The sequence below is a fragment of the Acinetobacter lwoffii genome (genome assembly GCF_029024105.1).
Taxonomy (GTDB): Bacteria; Pseudomonadota; Gammaproteobacteria; order Pseudomonadales; family Moraxellaceae; genus Acinetobacter; species Acinetobacter lwoffii.
Genome location: NZ_CP118963.1, coordinates 1,579,853 through 1,599,645 on the forward strand (window position 1 = coordinate 1,579,853; position 19,793 = coordinate 1,599,645).

The window sequence follows — 19,793 nt, forward strand, 5'->3', positions numbered from 1 at the left end:
CCTTGTCAGTAATAACGATAAATTCAGGCTGAGGTTTAACATGTTAAATTATCAAACAACAGTTCAAAACTTTGATTTAGATGCGGTTGCAAGTCAGTATCTCTCCGGTTCAATGCAGGCAGTAAATGCCTGTTATGAATGCTGTGACCGTCATGCCGATTCCGATGCCATTGCCTTATACTGGCATGGTAAAGATGGCAGAAAAGAACAATATAGTTTTGCCGAACTCAAAAAATATTCCAGCCAGTTTGCCAACTTTTTAAAGTCTCAAGGCATTGGTAAAGGCGACCGCGTTTCCGGATTATTACCACGTACTCCCGAGTTGATCATTACTATTTTGGCAACCTGGCGGATTGGTGCTGTCTATCAACCCTTATTTACGGCCTTTGGTCCCAAAGCCATCGAGCATCGTATTCAGCTGGCGCAAAGCAAGCTGGTGGTGACTGATCTGGCGAATCGGGACAAATTATCCGAGATCAGCAACTGTCCACCGATTGTGACGGTACATGCCGAAACTGAGGCAGAGCGCTATCCGCACGACCTCAGCTTCTGGACGGTATTAAACCGTCAGGCTGAAGCTTGTGAGCTGGAAATCCTGAATGTCGATGATCCATTTTTATTGATGTTTACCTCCGGTACTACTGGACCAGCGAAACCTCTTAAAGTCCCTTTAAAAGCGCTGATTGCTTTTGCAAGCTATATGCAAAATGCCATTGGTCTAACTCCTGAAGATGCTTTCTGGAATATTGCTGATCCCGGCTGGGCCTACGGTTTGTATTACGCGATTACTGGTCCTTTAATGCTTGGACACTCGACCTTGTTTTATGAAGGCGGTTTTAATGCAGAAAGTGTCTGCGAAATTGTTAAGGAATATGGCATTACCAATCTGGCCGGTGCACCGACTGCTTACCGCATGATGATGGCGGCCGATCCTGCTCAAATGGCAAAACTACGCGGTAAGTTACGTGTTGTCAGCAGTGCGGGAGAACCGTTAAATCCGGAAGTGATCCGCTGGTTTAAAGAGGTACTGGATGTGCCGATTTATGACCATTATGGCCAGACCGAAGTCGGGATGGTGGTGTGTAATCATCATGCCTTGGAACATCCGGTCCGTTCAGGTTCGGCAGGCTTTGCCAGCCCGGGTTACCGGATTGCCGTTGTCGATGAAAAGGAGCATGAATTAGCAGCTGACGTCCCGGGCATCCTGGCAGTGGATATCAGCCAGTCCCCAATGATGTGGTTCTCTGGCTATGAAGAAAGCCGTAAATCTCCATTTGTCGGACAGTATTACTTAACTGGGGATACCGCAGAAATTCATGCAGATGGCAGTATGAGCTTTGTTGGGCGTAGTGATGATGTCATTACAACGTCAGGTTATCGGGTCGGCCCGTTTGATGTGGAAAGTGCCTTGCTGGAACATGATGCCGTGATTGAAGCAGCAGTCATTGGCGTGCCTGATCCTGAGCGTACCGAAGTGATTAAAGCCTTTGTGATTCTGGCGAATAATTTTGCAGCTTCGGCCCATCTGGAAGAAGAGCTGGGTCAATTTGTGAAAAAGCGGTTATCTGCCCATGCCTATCCACGCCTGATTGAATTTGTGACTGAATTGCCGAAAACCCCAAGCGGTAAAATTCAACGCTTTTTACTGCGCAATCAGGAAATCAACAAGCAGCAATCCAAAACTGCATAAGCTCATAAAGCCAACAGATTGAATAAGAAGATTAAATAAAGAGATTGAAGGAAGCATCGATGCAATTAACGGAAGAACAACACCTGATTCAGGATATGGCCAAAAGCTTCGCCCAGGAACAGATTAAACCCTTTGCCGGCGAGTGGGATCAAAAAGGCATCTTTCCCAAAGATGCCTTGGCTCAAATGGGAGAGCTGGGTTTTCTGGGGATGCTGATTCCCGAGGAATGGGGCGGTTCGGGCACAGGCACGCTGGCTTATGTCTTGGCCTTAGAAGAAGTCGCTGCGGCTGATGGTGCAACATCCGCGATTATGAGCGTACATAACTCGGTGGGTTGTGTGCCGATTTTCAAGTTCGGCACGGAACAGCAAAAGCAGCAATTTCTAAAGCCTTTGGCCCAAGGTGAAATGATTGGTGCCTTTGCCTTAACCGAACCACATACCGGATCGGATGCTGCCGCGATTAAAACCCGGGCGGTCAAGGACGGCGATCATTACATCATCAATGGCGCCAAACAGTTTATTACTTCTGGCCACAATGCCGGGATGATTATTGTGTTTGCCGTGACTGATCCAGGCGCGGGCAAAAAAGGCATGAGTGCATTTTTAGTGCCGCGCGACACACCTGGCTATGAAGTGATTCGGGTGGAAGAAAAACTCGGCCTGCATGCTTCGGATACCTGTCAGATTGCCTTAACCGATGTCCGCATTCATGAAAGTTTAAGACTCGGTGCCGAAGGCGAAGGTTTAAAAATCGCCTTGGCCAATCTGGAAGGCGGGCGGATCGGTATTGCCGCACAGGCGGTTGGCTTGGCACGTGCCGCATTGGAAGAAGCCACTGTTTATGCGCACGACCGCGTGGCTTTTGGCAAACCTATTTTTGAACAGCAGGCGATTTCTTTCAGGTTGGCCAGTATGGCGACTGAAATTGAAGCGGCACGGCAACTGGTACATTTTGCAGCACGCAAAAAAGAAGCCGGTGAAGCCTGTTTAACCGAAGCCTCCATGGCCAAGCTATTTGCTTCAGAAATGGCAGAACGTGTCTGCTCCAAAGCGCTGCAGATTTTTGGCGGCTACGGTTATCTCAAAGATTTCCCGATTGAGCGGATTTATCGGGATGCGCGGATTTGTCAGATTTATGAAGGCACCAGCGATATTCAGCGCTTGGTGATTGCACGCAGCCTCTAATTTTAAAAGGATTTATCTCATGCAATGGCAAACGATTTTACTCGAACAGCGTAACGGGGTCGGCCTAATTACTTTAAACCGCCCACAAGCGTTAAATGCACTGAATAACCAGCTGATTGTTGAAGTCAATCAGGCACTGGATCAGCTGGAAAAAGATCCGGCAATTGGCTGTATTGTGATTACCGGTTCGGAAAAAGCCTTTGCCGCTGGTGCCGATATTAAAGAAATGGCAGATCTGAATTTTCCGCAAATTTATCTGGATGATTTTTTCAGTCTGGCCGATCGAATTGCGCAGCGTCGTAAACCTTTAATTGCCGCAGTGAGTGGTTATGCTTTGGGTGGTGGTTGCGAACTGGCTTTAATGTGCGACTTTATTTACTGCGCTGATAATGCAAAATTTGGTTTGCCCGAAGTTACCTTAGGCGTGTTGCCCGGCATTGGCGGGACCCAGCGTTTAACCTTGGCGATTGGTAAGGCCAAAGCCATGGAAATGTGCCTGACTGCACGGCAGATGGGGGCGCAGGAAGCGGAACAAAGTGGTTTGGTCGCTCGGGTTTTTGCCAAGGAAGAATTGCTGGAACAAACCCTGCAAGCTGCCGAGAAAATTGCTGAAAAGTCGCTTACTGCCGTGATGATGATTAAAGAATCAATTAATCGGGCCTTTGAAGTGAGCCTGGCTGAAGGCCTGCGCTTTGAACGCCGGGTTTTCCATTCGATTTTTGCCGGTTCCGATCAAAAAGAAGGCATGCAGGCCTTTGTAGAAAAACGCCCAGCCAAATTTACCCATCAATAAAACAAAAATAGGAAAATAAAATGAGTGATGAAAATAATTTAGCGATACGGGTCGCAGGAAGTCTGGGCATTATCAGCCTGGACCGCACCAGCCATTTAAATGCCTTAACCCTGCCAATGATCCAAGGCATTCAGGCGCAACTCGATCAGTGGCTGCATGAACCACAGGTACAAGCGGTTCTGATCAATTCCAACAGTCCCAAGGCGTTCTGTGCCGGAGGAGATATCCGCTATCTGTATGACAGCTATCAGGCCGGCAATACCCAATATCAGGATTTTTTTGCCACTGAATATAAGATGCTGAGCACCTTGCGTAATTTTCCAAAGGCCGTGATCGTGATGATGGATGGCTATGTACTGGGCGGAGGCTTTGGATTGGCTCAAGCCTGTCATATCAAAGTTACGAGTGAAAAATCACGTTTTGCCATGCCAGAAACTGCGATTGGTTTTTTCCCCGATGTCGGTGCAACACATTTTTTGTCCCGACTAGATGAAGTCGGTGTCTATATGGCTTTGACCGGGGAACAGATCAGCAACAGTGATGCGCTATATCTGGATCTGGTGGATTATCATGTGCCGAGTGAGCGTTTTGCTGAACTGGAAGCGGCATTGATTGCAGCGCCGGTATTAAACTCGCTTGAGATTCAAAAGATCATTAGTTCCTATATTACGCATCCGGTAGAAAGCGAGCTGCAAAAACGTGCAGATCTGATTAATCAGCATTTCGGCTATCCAAACCTCGAGGAGATTGAACAGAGCCTTGCTCATACAAGTAATTCAACTGATCAGGACTGGGCCAATAAAATGCTGGCAATTTTGCAGCAACGTCCGGTCATGGCCAAGCAAACCAGCTTGAAGTTACAGCAAGCTGGACAGAATTTGTCGCTAGAAAAATGCATGCAGTTAGAACGCGACTTGCAAGATGTCTGGTTAGAGCAGGGCGACTTTATTGAAGGCGTTCGTGCGCTGATTATTGATAAGGACAAAAATCCAAAATGGCGAACTGAGAATGCAAAATTTGAAAAGACCTTGCAAAAGATCTGGCCAGTTTGGACTCAGCAGCGTATCGAAAATATCACTTAAACTTGATGGTAAAAGACCCTCTATAAGTAAATTATAAAGGGTCTTTATAGGTGTCCTATAGCGTCATCAGTATGAATTCTGCTTAGTGGGACGTTTTCTTTTTCTTGCCACCGCCGTCTTGTTTATTGACCGTCGACCAGGCAATACGTTCGGCTTCTTCCTCAGAATGACCACGTTCTTTTTCGCTTTCTTCAATATGTTCAGCCTGCCGTTTCTGTTTATCGGTATAGGCTGATTTGTCACCTCTAGGCATCTTAATATCCTCATCAGGTTTGGCTGAAATTACTATAACAAGAGCTTATTTTTACGAGGGTAAGTATTTGTTGGAATCATTTTATAAAAACAAAATTTTTAAAAAATATGAAAATCTAAAGATTAAATAGATGAAGATAACGGTCAACTAGAACCGCTATCTTCTTTGTCCGATTAGCCGTTAATAATACTGCCGCCATTCACATGAATCACCTGACCTGAAATATAGCTAGCTTCTTCACTGGCCAGAAATAAATACGCCGGTGCTACTTCACTTGGCTGGCCCATGCGGCCCATTGGGGTACTTTTACCAAAATCTTTAAGCTGCTCTTCATCAAAGCTGCTCGGAATGAGTGGTGTCCAGATAGGACCTGGCGCGACTCCATTGACGCGAATGCCCGTTTTATTTTTTAATAAATTGGTGGAAAGGCTTCGGGTAAATGTAGTGATGGCCCCTTTGGTACTGGCATAGTCAATCAGCTGATCATGTCCGTGATAACTGGTAATACTTGTCGTATTGATAATGCTGTCACCTTCTTGCATATGTGGAATCACCGCCTGAGTCAGGTGGAACATCGACAGAATATTCACATTAAATGTTTTATGTAATTGCTCAGGCGAGATATCGCTAATACTTTCTTGCGGGTATTGAACCCCGGCATTATTGACCAGAATATTGATTGTTTTAAATTCCTGAAGGGTCTTTTCCACCATTTTCTTGATTTCATCTTGATCTTGTAAATCACATTGAATCAGCAGACAACAGCGGCCTTCATCTTCCACCATTTTTTTGGTGTCCCGTGCATCCTGATCTTCATCCAGATAGCAAATGGCGATATCTGCACCTTCGCGGGCAAATAAGACCGATACAGAACGGCCAATCCCGCTATCACCACCGGTAATCAAGGCAACTTTGCCTTTTAATTTTTCACTGCCTTTATAATGCGGTTTAATAATTTCCGGTGCAGGGTCCATTTTGGTTTGCACACCCGGTTGATGGTCTTGTGTTTCAGTTGAAGCTGGGGTTTCAGGATAATGATTCATATCTTTTCCAATTCCAATGATTGTGGCCATATAAGAAAAAATATATTAGAAGCTTTTGGGCAAAATGAGGCTGGACTCAACATTTCATAACAGAATGTATTCGAGATTTATCAATTATTCGTTGAAACGGATCAGGTTGAGCAACCAGAACAGAAAAAGCTGATGAAACAGCTTCTGGCTACACTTTGATAGCTGAGGTGGTCTTGAAAGGTGAAATTTGATTAGGAAAGGTGAGGTATCAACGGAGATTTAAAATCTAGACATACATAGGCCTTTTTTACTGGGCTTGTATATAAAATAAATGGAGAGTTTTTTAACTCTCCATTTATTTATTCATTCTGATGTGTTTAAAAAATTTCTATAGAAATAAATTAAAGATTATCACTTAAATTAATTCTGGCCTGTGCTGCCTTTTCCTTTTTGGCTGAGGCTTTACCCCAGTTAAACTTTTGTGCGCAAATGCCTAAGCCCACAATAAATAATGCAAGCACACTGGTATAAACCACTTCTTTAAAATAGGTTCCTTCAATAATCATGGTAATTAAAGCGCCGACAATAAAGATAATGACCAGATAAGTTAGCCATGGGAATAACCACATCTTGAATGGAATATTTTGTCCTTCAGCTTCCAGTTTTTTACGTAACTTAAGCTGAGAAATGGCAATAGCAAGATAGACATATAAAGATACGGTACCAGTCGCTAACATCAAGACATCATAAATATTCATACTTTCGGTGGCAGTCAGATAAATCGCCACGAAAGAAAACAGGCTTGAAAAGATGACACCTACCCATGGGCTGTTATTGCGGTTGGTTAAACCGAAACTCTTTGGTGCATCTCCACGTTTCGAGAGGGAATAGACCATGCGTGAACAGGTATAAAGTGCGGAGTTAAAGCAGCTACATACCGAGGTGAGAACGACAAAATTAACAATATGGCGTGCTTCCGGAATACCAAGTGCGGTAAGGGCCACGCTATACGTACCCCAGGTCGGATCTTTCAATAAAGGATTATTGTGTGGAATCAGGCAAACCGTAATTAGCATTGAACCGACATAGAATAAAATGATACGCCATACAATTGAATTAGCGGCCTTACGAATTTCCTTGGCGGGATCTTTGGTTTCAGCTGCTGCCACGGTAACAATTTCTGCTCCCATATAAGCAAACATTACACCCAGTAAGGCAGTGATCACCGATGAAAAGCCATTGGGCATAAAGCCTTGAGCGGTTAGATGAGTTGTACCACCGCCGAGCATAGAGGCATCGCCCCAAGGCCACAGGTGCATCACAGCCAAGCTGCCAAATACCAGGAACAGTACAATGGCAATGACTTTGATCAGGGCAAACCAGAACTCGAATTCACCAAAATTTTTTACGTCACGGAGGTTAATCCAGACCAGTGCTACAGTGACCAGAAGCATATAGCCCCAGATCGGGATAAATGGAAACCAGCTATTTAGGATTTTCCCGGCGACAAAGGCTTCCCAGCCCATGAGCAACGTCCAGAAAGACCAGTATAACCAGCCGATAGAAAATCCGGCCCAGCGCCCGATTCCACGATCCGCATAGGTTGAAAATGAACCACTGTCGGGATTCAGTACCGCCATTTCTCCCAGCATACGCATGATGAGTAAAACTAATAGTCCACCTAGAGTATAGGCAATGAGTGCAGCCGGTCCTGCAGAATAGATGACATTACCGGAGCCGACAAAGAGTGCTCCACCAATGACACCCGCAATTGAAATCATGGTGAGATGGCGTGATTTAAGTCCGTTTTTTAAGCCGTCTGATGATTCGGAATTGGAGAAATGTTGATGTTCTGCCATATAATTTCCCTTAATATCAATAGCGTAGCGGCAATAAAATTCCTTATTTGGCTTACGCTATCTTATCCTTTGAAACTGTAACCGAATTCATCAGTGCTTGACCAATATTAAGTTAATCTTAATAAAATGAATCCTTGTAGCCTTATAGACAGGATCACACTTTGATTAAAGTACGGTTACATGCTGTTCATGTATGCGGTTAATTTCTCTTTTTTGTTGTAAAGTGACGAGAGCCATTTTTGAGCAATTCAAAGGAGCCAATTGGCTTAAGAGATAAAAAATATAAGCAGGCAATATTTACAGAAAAATAAAGCCTACCTAAAATATCAGACTAAAAGCAGGTTTACGTTCCCTTTAAAAATAAATTAAAAGCTTTTTGATTTTAAAAATATAATTGTATTGATCCTTAAGTTTTTACTAAGTTAAAGTGCGGATCCCATGCTCGCGCAAGCACTTTAACAATATCCCGAAAGCCACCAGAATTTCCTGTTCACTCACACAGGCAAAGCCCAGTAATAATCCTTTCTGCCGGGTGGAATAATGTTTGGTATAGTATTGCGATAAGGCTCTGACCTTGATTCCCAGTTCAAGCGCTTTGGATGCAATCAAGACATCATCACTGCTGCTCGGCAATTTTAAAATCAGATGCAAACCGGCAGCGGTATTGTATTCATGCAGAAAATCTTCACCTAAATGTCGGCGAATCAGGTCAATTAAAAAAGCGTGGCGTTTGCCATACAATAAACGCATCCGTCGGATATGCGCTTCATAATGACCTTCGCGGATAAATTCAGCTAGTGTTTGCTGATCGATTAAGTGACCACCACGATAAAGTTCCGAGGCCACAATTCGCAATGAAGAAAAGAGCTGTTTTGGTACCACTAAATAGCCAATACGCAGGGCCGGATAAATCGTCTTACTGAACGTCCCCATATAAATCACCGGAGAATCCGGCTCTAAACCTTGTAAAGAAGGATAGGGCTGGCCCGAGAACCTGAACTCGCTGTCATAATCATCTTCAACAATCCAGCTATTGTGCTGGCGTGCCAGTGCAATTAACTGTTTGCGCCGTTCTAAACTTAAATGTGAGCCCAAAGGATACTGATGCGACGGCGTCACAAAAATCAGTTTAGGTGGTTTCTTGGGATGCAGATCGGGAATAATCCCTTCCTGATCCACCGGTAAGGAACGTAGATTGACGCCATTAATTCGTAAAATATTACGCGCGCCCCAATAGGCTGGATCTTCGATCCAGACCTCATCGCCTATGTCGCTTAAAGTACGCGAGACCAAATCAATCGCCTGATGGGTGCCTTCGGTAATAATGATCTGATCAGCATCGCACTGCACTGAACGGGCAATTTTCAGATATTCTGCCAGCTCCTGACGCAGTTCTAGGGAGCCACCGGCATTGCTGTAAATCAGGTTGTTAACTTGAGGTTCACGGCTCAAACGCGTTTGGATTTTGCTGAAAATATGATGCGGAAATTCGGTTACATCGGGTGCGCCCGGTACAAAGGCTCCCCATTGATAAGGCGAAGCCGCGGAATAGCCGAGCAAGTAAGAACCGCGTTGCGACAGATTATAATTTTGCTGTGCTTTTTTTTCTGCAACGGCAGGAGAATTCTGTTCTGCCTTCACCAAAAAGGATTCGGGTAATTTCTCTACTACCCAGGTACCTTGACCGGTACGGGCATCCACATAGCCCTGTGCCTGTAATTGTTCATAGGCATTTAACACCGTATTACGTGATACCTGAATCTCTTTAGCCAGATCACGTGATGCAGGCAAGCGGGTTTTGGGAGCCAATACGCTATCAATAATCGCGTTACGCAAGCAGCGGAACAGGCGCATCTGTAATGTTCCTGTGACATCTTGCTGCAATCGCTGCAGTAAATAATCTCCAAGCAAGCTACGCAATTGGCTCTCTCCTACAAATTTGAAATGGCTCTCGTGAGAGCGGTATTGCTAGGTGCAAAATAGTCTGATCAGGCAGTCATTGTAAAGTGTCTTGTATGCGTTTTGATCATGTACCTGCGGCTTGAATGCGAGCATACAGGCGGGCAGGCAATATACACAGATACCGATTAAAACTAAAGCGGAAAATCTAGACACTGATTTTGTTTGGAGCTCGCTGAACTAAGACCTGAATCAAGCAATGATTGCCATAACAGCCGAATAGAGATGTGTTGCAGCCGCCAGGACATACGACTGCATATAACAAAAGGATCATAGAATGAACATGATGATGAAAGGATTGACCTATACCGAGCAAGGTACAACGGCCTGGAACAATTATCTTAAGCAACTGGATAAAGTAGCGCCTTATCTGGGTGAGCTGAGTGAACGACTGGACATGCTGCGACGCCCAAAGCGCAGTTTGATTGTCGATGTTCCGGTCATCATGGATGATGGTACGGTTCAGCATTTTGAAGGCTATCGTGTTCAGCACAATTTAACTCGCGGTCCAGGCAAAGGCGGCGTGCGTTTTCATCCAGATGTCAATTTAGATGAGGTGATGGCTCTGTCGGCCTGGATGACGATCAAATGTGCTGCTCTAAATTTACCTTTTGGCGGTGCCAAAGGCGGTGTGCGAGTTGATCCGAGCCAGCTTTCCAAGCGCGAACTGGAACGCTTGACCCGACGTTATACGGCAGAAATCAATTTAATTATTGGACCGCAAAAAGATATTCCGGCGCCGGATGTTGGAACCAATCCGCAAATCATGGCCTGGATGATGGATACGTTTTCCATGAATGCGGGTTCTACGATTACTGGCGTAGTGACCGGAAAGCCGGTTCATTTAGGAGGTTCTTTGGGCCGCAGTAAAGCCACAGGTCGTGGTGTATTTATTAGCGGACGTGAAGTTGCCCAGCAAATCGGTCTGGATTTAAAAGATGCCCGGGTCTGTGTGCAGGGCTTTGGTAATGTCGGCAGTGAAGCTGCGCTGCTTTTCCAGGAAAATGGCAGCAAAGTAATCTGTGTTCAGGACCACTCCGCCACTCTGTATCATGAACAGGGAATTGATATTAAAAAGCTGCTTGAATACTCAAATACTCACCATAAAATTCAGGGATTTTCTGCCAGCGATGAAATTTCTACATCAGATTTCTGGACCATTCCTGCTGAAGTCTTTATTCCGGCTGCACTGGAAGGTGTGATTAATACTCAGGTCGCGCAAAATATTCAGGCCAAAATGATTCTGGAAGGTGCCAATGGTCCTACATTGACTGAGGCCGATGAAATTCTGAGTGAGCGTCATATTACGGTGGTGCCAGACGTGATCTGCAATGCGGGTGGCGTGACGGTCAGCTATTTTGAATGGGTTCAGGATTTGGCCAGCTATTTCTGGACTGAGGAAGAGATTAACCAGCGTATGGATGCCAGTATGAAAAATGCGGTACAGGATGTATGGCAAAAAGCAGTTCAGGCCGGATGTTCTTTGCGTACAGCCGCTTATATTCTGGCTTGTGAACGTATTTTAATGGCACGCCAGGAACGCGGCATCTATCCGGGTTAAGCGAAGTTTTTTGCAAGATGAATTAATCCATAAAAACGACTAGATTTAATCCATGATGACCCATCGTAAATTTTTGCAATGGGTTTTTAAATTGGCTTCTTTATTTAAAAAGGAGCCAATTTTCATTATAAATATAAATAATTGTTTATAAATAAAATAATTTTATATTTTGACTATTTTACTCGTTTTAAATAGATCAATTGGCTCCTTTGAATTACTCAATAATGGCTCTCGTCTCATACGCATAAAAGCGCAAAATGAACAACATCAGCCAGTCTTTGGCAAATTTCTATCCCAAGATCCGGATAGCAAAATTTACAACGTATGAATCAAGAATGAGGATACAAAATGGACAGTAAACACTCAGCACTGAATGCACGTAAACAGCAGGCGACACCACGTGGTGTTGGGGTCATGTGTCAATGGTACGCGGAAAAAGCAGAAAACTCGACCATCTGGGATGCAGAAGGCAATCAATATATCGACTTTGCGGGCGGAATCGCCGTACTGAATACTGGCCATCGTCACCCTAAAATTATTGCTGCGGTCACTGAACAATTAACCAAATTTACCCATACGGCTTATCAGGTTGTACCATACGAGAGTTACGTTGCTCTGGCAGAACGTATCAATGCACGCGCTCCCATCCAAGGTGCTGCAAAAACCTCATTCTTTTCGACTGGTGCTGAAGCTGTCGAAAATGCAGTTAAAATTGCCCGTGCCCATACTGGCCGTCATGGCATTGTGACTTTTGGTAATGGTTTTCATGGCCGTTCATTTATGACGATGGCCATGACCGGTAAAACTGCACCTTATAAACGCGACTTTGGGGTGATGCCTGGTGGTGTTTTCCATGCCCGTTACCCGGTGGAATCCAAAGGCATTAGCGTAGATGATGCAATGCAAAGCATCGAAGACATTTTCGCAGAAGATATTGCTGCGCATGACGTAGCAGCGATTGTGCTTGAGCCTGTACAAGGCGAAGGCGGATTTAATGTGGTGCCTGCAGAATTCCTGAAACGCTTGCGTGTCCTATGCGATCAAAACGGCATTTTACTGATTGCTGATGAAGTACAGTCTGGCTTTGCGCGTACAGGTAAACTGTTTGCGATGGATTATTATGAGACCAAGCCAGATCTGATTACGATGGCAAAGAGTCTAGGCGGCGGTTTCCCGATCTCAGGCGTGGTAGGTCGTGCTGAAGTCATGGATGCACCAAATCCAGGTGGATTGGGAGGCACTTATGCAGGTAACCCGGTTGCTGTTGCGGCTGCCCATGCGGTACTGGATATCATTGAAGAAGAAGGTCTTTGTGAAAGAGCGAATGATCTAGGCGCAGAACTGGTTGATGTTTTGCATGAACTGAAAATGTCCTCTAGCATGGTTAAAGATATTCGCGCACTGGGTTCAATGGTGGCGGTTGAGCTCGAAACTGCGGAACAGGCAAAAGCTGTACAAAACCATGCCATGCAAAATGGTCTGTTAATCCTGACCTGTGGTCGTTATGGTAATGTAATCCGTTTCCTATACCCGCTCACCATTCCAGCAGAACAGTTCCGTGCGGGATTGGCTATCTTGAAACAAGGGTTTGCACTGTCTGTCGCAGCCTAATGAAAGAGTAATGATCATGCTTCAAACGCAATATAGAGATTTATTACAGCATCCTGATATCAGCTTCGATCAGCCTGCCACGGGTGAATATATTGAAGTCAACGATGCAGCAACCCAAGCCACTTTGGCCTGGGTAAAATCCCATGACCGGGCGTCTGTAGAACAGCTGATTGCTCGTTCTCAGCAAGCCCAGAAAGCCTGGAAAGCCAAGACAGCACTTGAACGTGCGGATGTGCTTTGGGCCTGGTTCGATCTGATGCAGGAAAATAAAGAGTCCCTGGCTCAGATCCTGACTGCTGAACAGGGCAAGCCACTGGCTGAGGCACGGGGTGAAATCGGTTATGCTGCTTCCTTTATCCGCTGGTTTGCCGAGCAGGCACGCCGTATTGATGGTGACGTGTTGACTCCAACGCTTGCCCATCAACGGTTATTGGTCATTAAGCAGGCGATTGGGGTGACAGCGGCCATTACACCGTGGAATTTTCCGGCGGCGATGATTACCCGTAAAGCCGCGCCAGCTCTGGCTGCCGGCTGTTCCATGCTGGTTAAACCGGCTGAACAAACACCTTTAACTGCGTATGCACTGGAAGTTTTGGCCTTGCGCGCAGGTTTACCACAAGATGTATTGCTGCATGTCAGTGGTGATGCGGTTAAAGTAGGTCAGGTCTTATGTGAAAGCGAAACTGTGAAAAAGTTAAGCTTTACCGGTTCGACTCAAGTCGGCCGTATCCTGATGCAGCAATGTGCACCGACCATCAAAAAACTGTCCTTAGAACTTGGTGGTAATGCACCGGTTCTGGTCTTTGATGACGCCAATCTTGAACAGGCTGTACAGGGCATTATGGCCAGTAAATTCCGTAATAGTGGACAGACCTGTGTTTGTGCGAACCGGATTTATGTACAAGATGGCATTTATGATGCGCTGGTAGAAAAACTGGTGGCTGCCGTTGCCAAACTAAAAGTCGGTGATGGCCGTGATGAAGCCTCTACCCAAGGTCCATTAATTGATGAGGCTGCGATTGAAAAAGTGCAGTCACATATCGCTGATGCAGTGAGCAAAGGTGCACAGGTGAAAACCGGTGGACAGCGCTCAAATCTGGGCGGTACATTCTTCGAACCAACGCTTTTGACTGAAGTCACCCAGCAGATGCGTGTGGCAAAAGAGGAAACTTTTGGACCGTTGGCGCCATTATTCCGCTTCAAGACTGAAGAAGAAGCGATTCAGATGGCGAACGATACAGAATTCGGTCTGGCCACCTATGTATTTACCCAAAGTACAGCACGTCAGTGGCGTGTAGGCGAAGCCTTAGAATACGGTATGGTGGGAATTAATACCGGAGCTATCTCTAATGAGGTTGCGCCATTTGGTGGAGTCAAGCAATCGGGATTAGGCCGTGAAGGGTCTAAATTCGGTATGGATGAATACCTTGAAATGAAATATCTCTGTGTTGATATTTCTTCATAATGACGTTTCGCAAGTAAACATATTCATTAAAAACTGATGAGAAAATGTCAGCCCCCAGTGAATCCCGTGTTTAATTTAAATCGGGATTCCTGTGATGGAGCAAGGATTCAATAAACAGATTGGAGCAGGGCATATTTTCAGTTGTTAAGCTATTATTGTTCTCTATAATTTCCCTTAATATCAATTAAAGCATCAGATTTCTATCAGGATTTAACCCTAATTTCTAACTTTAAGCCAAAAGCATCCAGTAATTTTTGCATAGACTTGAGTGTTGGATTGCCTTCCGGTTGTTCCATTTTCTGTAGAGTCTGGGGAGCAATCTTAGTTATTTTAGCCATATCGTTGAGTGTAAGGTGCAACTCGGTACGAATGAAGCGAGCAACCTGATGAAAAGGCCAGTCAGGATTGTTACTGACGGTTTCAAGTACAGATAATCTCTTTTGCATCTGTTGAATCGGGGTCAGTGGCTTAAAGCGTTTATCCATGATTCAGCTCCTCCAATTGTTGGCAAATATTATTAATTCGATACTGGCTATTTTCCAGAATTTCAGGTGCCAGTTGCAGATGCTGCATGTGCTCGAGTAACCCCTGATAAAGTGGTAATTGTTCGATTAACACCGCTTTGATTTCTTTTGGATCAATCATCGTGCTTTCGGCGATCTGTTCAATGACTGAATGCCAAATTGGCATACCACCATGATCATCTCGCTCCCAACGCGTAGTTCGGGCAATACCATCCGGATGAAGCCACATCGGCGCAAAATCAAATAATGGGGTTAGTTGAATGATTCCATTATTGAAACGTTGAATCGCTGTATTACGGGTATGATTGTCCTTATTGCCTAAAGCGACATTGGCAAGATCACGCTTCAAATATTCAAAAATTTCCTGTTTTGGTTCAGTACAGCATTGCATCAGCAGGCTACAGATCTGGTTATGGGTCATTCTTACCCCGAAACCTGCTTTTCCTCCCAGAGAAGCAATACTTTCCTGAGCAATTCTTTCGACCTTCCTATCGATGACCTTACGGTCAAATCGGGGAATGAATAAAGTCTTGCCATGCAGTTCCAGTTCGTTATGAACACGAAGTCCCAGATACTGGGCAATTTTCATATATAAGGCTTCGTGCATCAAAATTTTATCTAAATTCTGATCACTGCCACGGCTGAATTTCACCAGCCAATGCTGCTTGACCTGATGATCTGTCAGCGTGTGATCCAGATAGAACAGGTCATCGTGACCTTGAGTTAACAGTAATTTTGGCCACTCGCCCTGAATACCAGAAGAACCGGCAATAAAAAGTCCATAAGAGGCTAAGGATTCAATAAATTTTTCTTGACGTTCTACGACTTGGTCCAGACTAAAGCCATGATTCTGCTGAACAGGGAATTGCCCCTGTAGCCATTCATAAGCCTCTTTCACCCGTAAGTTACCTATCGGATTGCCTGCACCTGCTTTTAAAAGCGCCCAGTCTGCTTGTTCCTGAGTATTTTCAGAAAAATTAAGCTGACGGAGTAATTCTTTACGACCATAACCTTGAGGTAACAAATCCATCAGGAAGGCCGGCCAGGTAGATTGCAATGTATTTTGCACATTTACTGGTAAATGATAGGCTAGCGCATGCCCATCGCTTAGGTCCATATAAGAAATAGCATATTCAAATAGATATGATGTGCGCGTGGCTGCTTGCCATCCAGTTTGTTGTTGACCGACAATCTCAACAATAGCGCAATCCAGCCATTCATCTTCCTGATAAATCTGCAGTGTGCAATATTGATCCATAATTTTATTAAAATAGTAAATTAAAGTGATTTTATTTATTATATACCTATTTTAATAAAAAACTAATTTTATCTTCTTAAAGTTCTTTATCGTTCTAAAAGGCCTTATCTTCACCAGAATACAAGGCTTATGAGGCTATATAACAAGATGTATCCTCATAGAAATCAATATATAACCCAATTAATTTTTAAATATCAGAGGAGCTCTAACCCTGGTTATTTATTATGAATCTTTCTTTTGAATAAAATTTTAAGCAGCAAATAAAGGACTAAATCCCCGTTTACGTAGTAATTTTCGGTACATACTCGAGCTTCGATCTGCCGGAAAATGCGCTTCTAAAGATAAGTCCAGAGGTAAATATTCAGGTTTCTGATTTTCTACAATCACACGATCTTCCTCGAAAATTTTCATATTAAAGGCATAGGCATCTTCAACCGGTAAATCTTTATCATAATTGCGGCAAATAGGTGCAAAAAGTCGTGTTGAACGCGCAGTCATGGGTGAAGCCGCATTCATGATGACCTGCTTGGCATGATTTGGAAAATGAATCGTAAGTGTTGCAGTAAAGGGTAGGCTCACTTCAAAATGACGTAACCATTTAAAATCTTCCTGGCCACGCTGCTCGATTCCGATCGGATAACGTCCCACACTGCTGATATAATCTGCATTAAAACCGACCTCCGTTTCTGTCGTACTGTAATCAGGAACTTCTACATCCTCCGGATCACCAAAAGTATCGGGATGCACCCAGGCAAAATGTGCCACATCAATAAAACCTTCGAGCTGTCTTCCTGCAAAACATTGAATGTCTATCTGAGGGCAGACCAGTTGCTGATACTCAGCATCATCCCAAAAAGGCATATGAGGAATATGAGGTTCTGCATCCTTTTCAGCGCTTAACGAACACCAGATCAGACCATATTTTTCTACCGCAGCATAAGTTTTTAGATGGAAGCGCTCCGATATTTTATGCTGAGGATGTGCAGGAATACGGTTACATTTACCTTCACTGCCAAAGCGTAAACCGTGATAACGACACACCACGCCTTGGCCGTCATTTTTTCCCAAGCTTAAAGGTACACCGCGATGCGGACATGCATCTTTCGCCACCACCAGTTCATCGTTCATTTTATAAATCACCAGCGGCATATCAAGCAGCATACTACTTGTTGGCTGATCTGTAATATCACGCGCAAGTGCAATCGGATACCAGTACTGAGCCAAAAGATGCCAGTCATGTTCCTCGAATGTCATATGGACGGGTAAGTCGGGACTAAACGTGGCGATATTTGTATTCATAATGGGTTCTGTGTCGTGACCTTTAGCTGGACTATAAAACAGCAAGGTGTTCTATGAAATTTCAATTAATAGGACATAGGATTGCGTAAATCAGAACACTGACCGGCGATTGAAAATAAATACGCATCTTTCCAGGTTTTTTATATTCAACCACGCAAATATTGAGATGGGATATTTCTAAGCTTAAATTTCGCTGAAAATATTTTTTTAAAAAGCGTGCTCTCAGTTTCAATGCTCTAGTTTGGCGCATAAATTGCTTATCACGCGTATAGAAAATTGATCATTTACTCAGAATCGACAAGGAATTGATGTGACGACTAGCTACTTACGCGGACAAGAACTTATTGACAGCATTCGCAGTGCACCTTATTCGCGTGACCTGATTGGCTATCATGGTGAACCACCAAAAGTGCAATGGCCAAACGGCGCGCGTGTCGCGGTACAGTTTGTACTGAATTATGAAGAAGGTGGTGAAAACCACATTGAACATGGTGATACAGGATCAGAACAGTTTTTATCTGAAATCATTGGTGCTGCCAGCTTTCCAGATAAACATATGTCGATGGATTCGATGTACGAATATGGTTCACGTGCAGGCTTCTGGCGCATTCATCAGGAGTTCCAGAAACGTGGTTTGCCGATGACCATCTTTGGAGTCGGCATGGCCTTAATACGTAATCCTTATGTGGTCGAGGCGATTAAATCAGCCCATTATGATGTCGTTTCACATGGGCAGCGCTGGCTACATTATCAGGACATGCCGCTTCAACTCGAACGCCAATATATGGATCAGGCGATCAGTGTTCTGGAAAGCCTGTTTGATGAGGCACCGATCGGCTGGTATACCGGTCGGGACAGTCCAAATACCCGTCAACTTCTGGCTGAATTTTCTCAAATCAAATATGACGCTGATTACTATGGGGATGACTTGCCATTTTGGAGCACCTTGACCAATCAGGCAGGGGAAACACGTCCGCATTTGATTATTCCTTATAGCCTGGATAGCAATGACATGAAATTCAGTTCACCGGGCGGTTTTAATAGTGGGGAACAGTTTTATCAATATCTCAAAGATGCTTTTGATGTGCTCTATGCCGAAGGTGAAACTGCGCCAAAAATGCTGTCGATTGGCATGCACTGCCGTATTTTAGGACGGCCGGGACGTTTTAAAGCACTACAAAAGTTCCTAGACTACATTCAAAATCATGACAAGGTCTGGATTTGCCGTTGTGGGGATATTGCCGAGCACTGGTATAACCATCATGTGCCATAATCATAAAATGTATTTGAAAAGATCAGCTTAAATGCTCTTTTTTGAGTCATGTATTTTATGAAAATAATGAAAAACTTAGCTTTGGCACTGTTATTGCAAAACCAGTCTTAAATAACCAAGCAATATAATCAGGCGATTGAATAGTGCAACTTGTTGAATTTAATCAAGCATCAGCAGAAGATGCGATGATCTTTTTAAAGCACTGTGTGCAAATACCCAGCTGGTCTAGCGAGCTTGCCGCAAAGCGTCCTTATGGATCGCTTGAGGAGGTTTTGAATGCAGCGAAACAACAAGCAGCGACCTGGAGTTGGGATGAGATTAAAACTGCACTGGATAATCATCCCCGTATAGGTGAAAAACAGGCACAGGCTGAATTAAGTGAAATAGAAAAAGACTTTTCCCATCGTGAACAATCCGGTATTACAGCAGATAAAGATACCCAGCTCGCTCTACTTAAAGGCAATCTTGCCTATGAGAAAAAATATGGGTTTATCTTTCTGATCAAAGCCGCTGGATTGAGCAGTGAAGACGTCCTTCAAGCCCTGAACTATCGTTTGCTAAATGACCCAGAGATTGAGAAACGTATTGTCCATCATCAACTGGCAGAAATTGCCTTGTCACGACTGGCTCAGGAGCTTCATGCATGATTAGCACGCATATTTTAGATACACATCTGGGAAAACCTGCGACAGACGTGGTCATTCGACTTTTTGCTGAAGACGGTCGCCTGATTAGGGAAGCAAAAACCAATGCAGACGGCCGCGTCAGTGATTTCGGCATGACCGAGTTTAAAGCGGGTGCCTATAGTCTTGAGTTCTTTACATCTGCCTATTTTGAAAATTCGGGTTTAGAAACTTTTTTTCCTAAAGCAGTTATTCATTTTTATGTGAAAGATGCGTCCCAGCATTTTCATATTCCTTTACTGATCAGCCCATTCGCGTACTCCACATATCGCGGAAGCTGATT

Annotated in this window: 17 protein-coding genes; 10 read left to right on the plus strand and 7 right to left on the minus strand. The window is 44.3% G+C overall.

The features are described from left to right. Positions 1-40 precede the first annotated feature (40 nt). Genes PYW33_RS07605 through PYW33_RS07620 form a run of 4 tightly spaced genes read left to right on the plus strand, consistent with a single transcriptional unit; the run spans position 41 to position 4,752 of the window. Positions 41-1,690: an AMP-binding protein gene (locus PYW33_RS07605; protein ID WP_004646941.1), complete on the plus strand. Its 1,650-nt coding sequence runs from the start codon at positions 41-43 to the stop codon at positions 1,688-1,690. 59 nt (positions 1,691-1,749) lie between these two features. Then, positions 1,750-2,877: an acyl-CoA dehydrogenase family protein gene (locus PYW33_RS07610; protein WP_004646940.1), complete on the plus strand. Its 1,128-nt coding sequence runs from the start codon at positions 1,750-1,752 to the stop codon at positions 2,875-2,877. A gap of 19 nt (positions 2,878-2,896) precedes the next feature. Further along, the gene (locus tag PYW33_RS07615) at positions 2,897-3,670 is read left to right on the plus strand and encodes an enoyl-CoA hydratase (protein ID WP_004646938.1); all 774 of its coding nucleotides are present in this window, start codon (positions 2,897-2,899) and stop codon (positions 3,668-3,670) included. Positions 3,671-3,690: 20 nt separating this feature from the next. Beyond that, positions 3,691-4,752 (plus strand): enoyl-CoA hydratase/isomerase family protein, encoded by a 1,062-nt coding sequence (locus PYW33_RS07620; protein WP_004646937.1) that lies wholly within the window; start codon positions 3,691-3,693, stop codon positions 4,750-4,752. A gap of 82 nt (positions 4,753-4,834) precedes the next feature. Here PYW33_RS07620 and PYW33_RS07625 read toward each other — a convergent pair whose 3' ends face one another. The 4 genes from PYW33_RS07625 to pdxR all read right to left on the minus strand — a co-directional run bounded on the left by PYW33_RS07625 (position 4,835) and on the right by pdxR (position 9,797). Continuing rightward, positions 4,835-5,005 carry a hypothetical protein gene (locus PYW33_RS07625; RefSeq protein WP_004280276.1) on the minus strand — a complete coding sequence of 57 codons (171 nt, stop codon included), beginning with the start codon at positions 5,003-5,005 and terminating at the stop codon, positions 4,835-4,837. A 173-nt stretch (positions 5,006-5,178) separates the two neighbouring features. Next, positions 5,179-6,048 (minus strand): SDR family oxidoreductase, encoded by an 870-nt coding sequence (locus PYW33_RS07630; RefSeq protein ID WP_004646936.1) that lies wholly within the window; start codon positions 6,046-6,048, stop codon positions 5,179-5,181. Positions 6,049-6,419: 371 nt separating this feature from the next. Beyond that, the gene (locus tag PYW33_RS07635; protein WP_004646935.1) at positions 6,420-7,877 is read right to left on the minus strand and encodes an amino acid permease; all 1,458 of its coding nucleotides are present in this window, start codon (positions 7,875-7,877) and stop codon (positions 6,420-6,422) included. Positions 7,878-8,294: 417 nt separating this feature from the next. Beyond that, on the minus strand, positions 8,295-9,797 hold the full coding sequence (pdxR, locus tag PYW33_RS07640; RefSeq protein WP_004646934.1) for a MocR-like pyridoxine biosynthesis transcription factor PdxR: 1,503 nt from the start codon (positions 9,795-9,797) through the stop codon (positions 8,295-8,297). 328 nt (positions 9,798-10,125) lie between these two features. On the opposite strand from pdxR, the gene PYW33_RS07645 reads away from it, so the two are divergent. From PYW33_RS07645 to PYW33_RS07655, 3 genes are all read left to right on the plus strand, one after another. Further along, positions 10,126-11,397, plus strand: coding sequence for a Glu/Leu/Phe/Val family dehydrogenase (locus tag PYW33_RS07645; protein ID WP_026055730.1), 1,272 nt, complete (start codon positions 10,126-10,128; stop codon positions 11,395-11,397). A gap of 348 nt (positions 11,398-11,745) precedes the next feature. Continuing rightward, the gene (gene gabT, locus PYW33_RS07650) at positions 11,746-13,008 is read left to right on the plus strand and encodes a 4-aminobutyrate--2-oxoglutarate transaminase (RefSeq protein WP_004646932.1); all 1,263 of its coding nucleotides are present in this window, start codon (positions 11,746-11,748) and stop codon (positions 13,006-13,008) included. 16 nt (positions 13,009-13,024) lie between these two features. Then, positions 13,025-14,473 carry an NAD-dependent succinate-semialdehyde dehydrogenase gene (locus PYW33_RS07655; protein ID WP_004646931.1) on the plus strand — a complete coding sequence of 483 codons (1,449 nt, stop codon included), beginning with the start codon at positions 13,025-13,027 and terminating at the stop codon, positions 14,471-14,473. 203 nt (positions 14,474-14,676) lie between these two features. Here the strand turns inward: PYW33_RS07655 and PYW33_RS07660 are convergent, their stop codons facing one another. The 3 genes from PYW33_RS07660 to PYW33_RS07670 form a co-directional block, all read right to left on the minus strand. Then, the gene (locus PYW33_RS07660) at positions 14,677-14,958 is read right to left on the minus strand and encodes a helix-turn-helix domain-containing protein (RefSeq protein WP_004280265.1); all 282 of its coding nucleotides are present in this window, start codon (positions 14,956-14,958) and stop codon (positions 14,677-14,679) included. Continuing rightward, complete coding sequence (locus tag PYW33_RS07665) at positions 14,951-16,255, minus strand: type II toxin-antitoxin system HipA family toxin (RefSeq protein ID WP_004646929.1); 1,305 nt, start codon at positions 16,253-16,255, stop codon at positions 14,951-14,953. The genes PYW33_RS07660 and PYW33_RS07665 overlap by 8 nt, the downstream gene beginning before the upstream one ends. Positions 16,256-16,504: 249 nt before the next feature. Beyond that, positions 16,505-17,554, minus strand: coding sequence for an aromatic ring-hydroxylating oxygenase subunit alpha (locus tag PYW33_RS07670; RefSeq protein WP_004280261.1), 1,050 nt, complete (start codon positions 17,552-17,554; stop codon positions 16,505-16,507). 310 nt (positions 17,555-17,864) lie between these two features. Here PYW33_RS07670 and puuE point away from each other — a divergent pair, with 310 nt between their 5' ends. From puuE to uraH, 3 genes are all read left to right on the plus strand, one after another. Beyond that, entirely contained in the window at positions 17,865-18,827 is a 963-nt protein-coding gene (gene puuE / locus PYW33_RS07675) for an allantoinase PuuE (protein WP_004646927.1), read from the plus strand. A 143-nt stretch (positions 18,828-18,970) separates the two neighbouring features. After that, a complete protein-coding gene (gene uraD / locus PYW33_RS07680; RefSeq protein ID WP_004646925.1) occupies positions 18,971-19,474 on the plus strand; it encodes a 2-oxo-4-hydroxy-4-carboxy-5-ureidoimidazoline decarboxylase in 504 nt (167 codons plus the stop codon). Beyond that, complete coding sequence (gene uraH / locus PYW33_RS07685) at positions 19,471-19,791, plus strand: hydroxyisourate hydrolase (RefSeq protein ID WP_004646924.1); 321 nt, start codon at positions 19,471-19,473, stop codon at positions 19,789-19,791. Before uraD ends, uraH begins: the two co-directional genes overlap by 4 nt. Positions 19,792-19,793 lie beyond the last annotated feature (2 nt).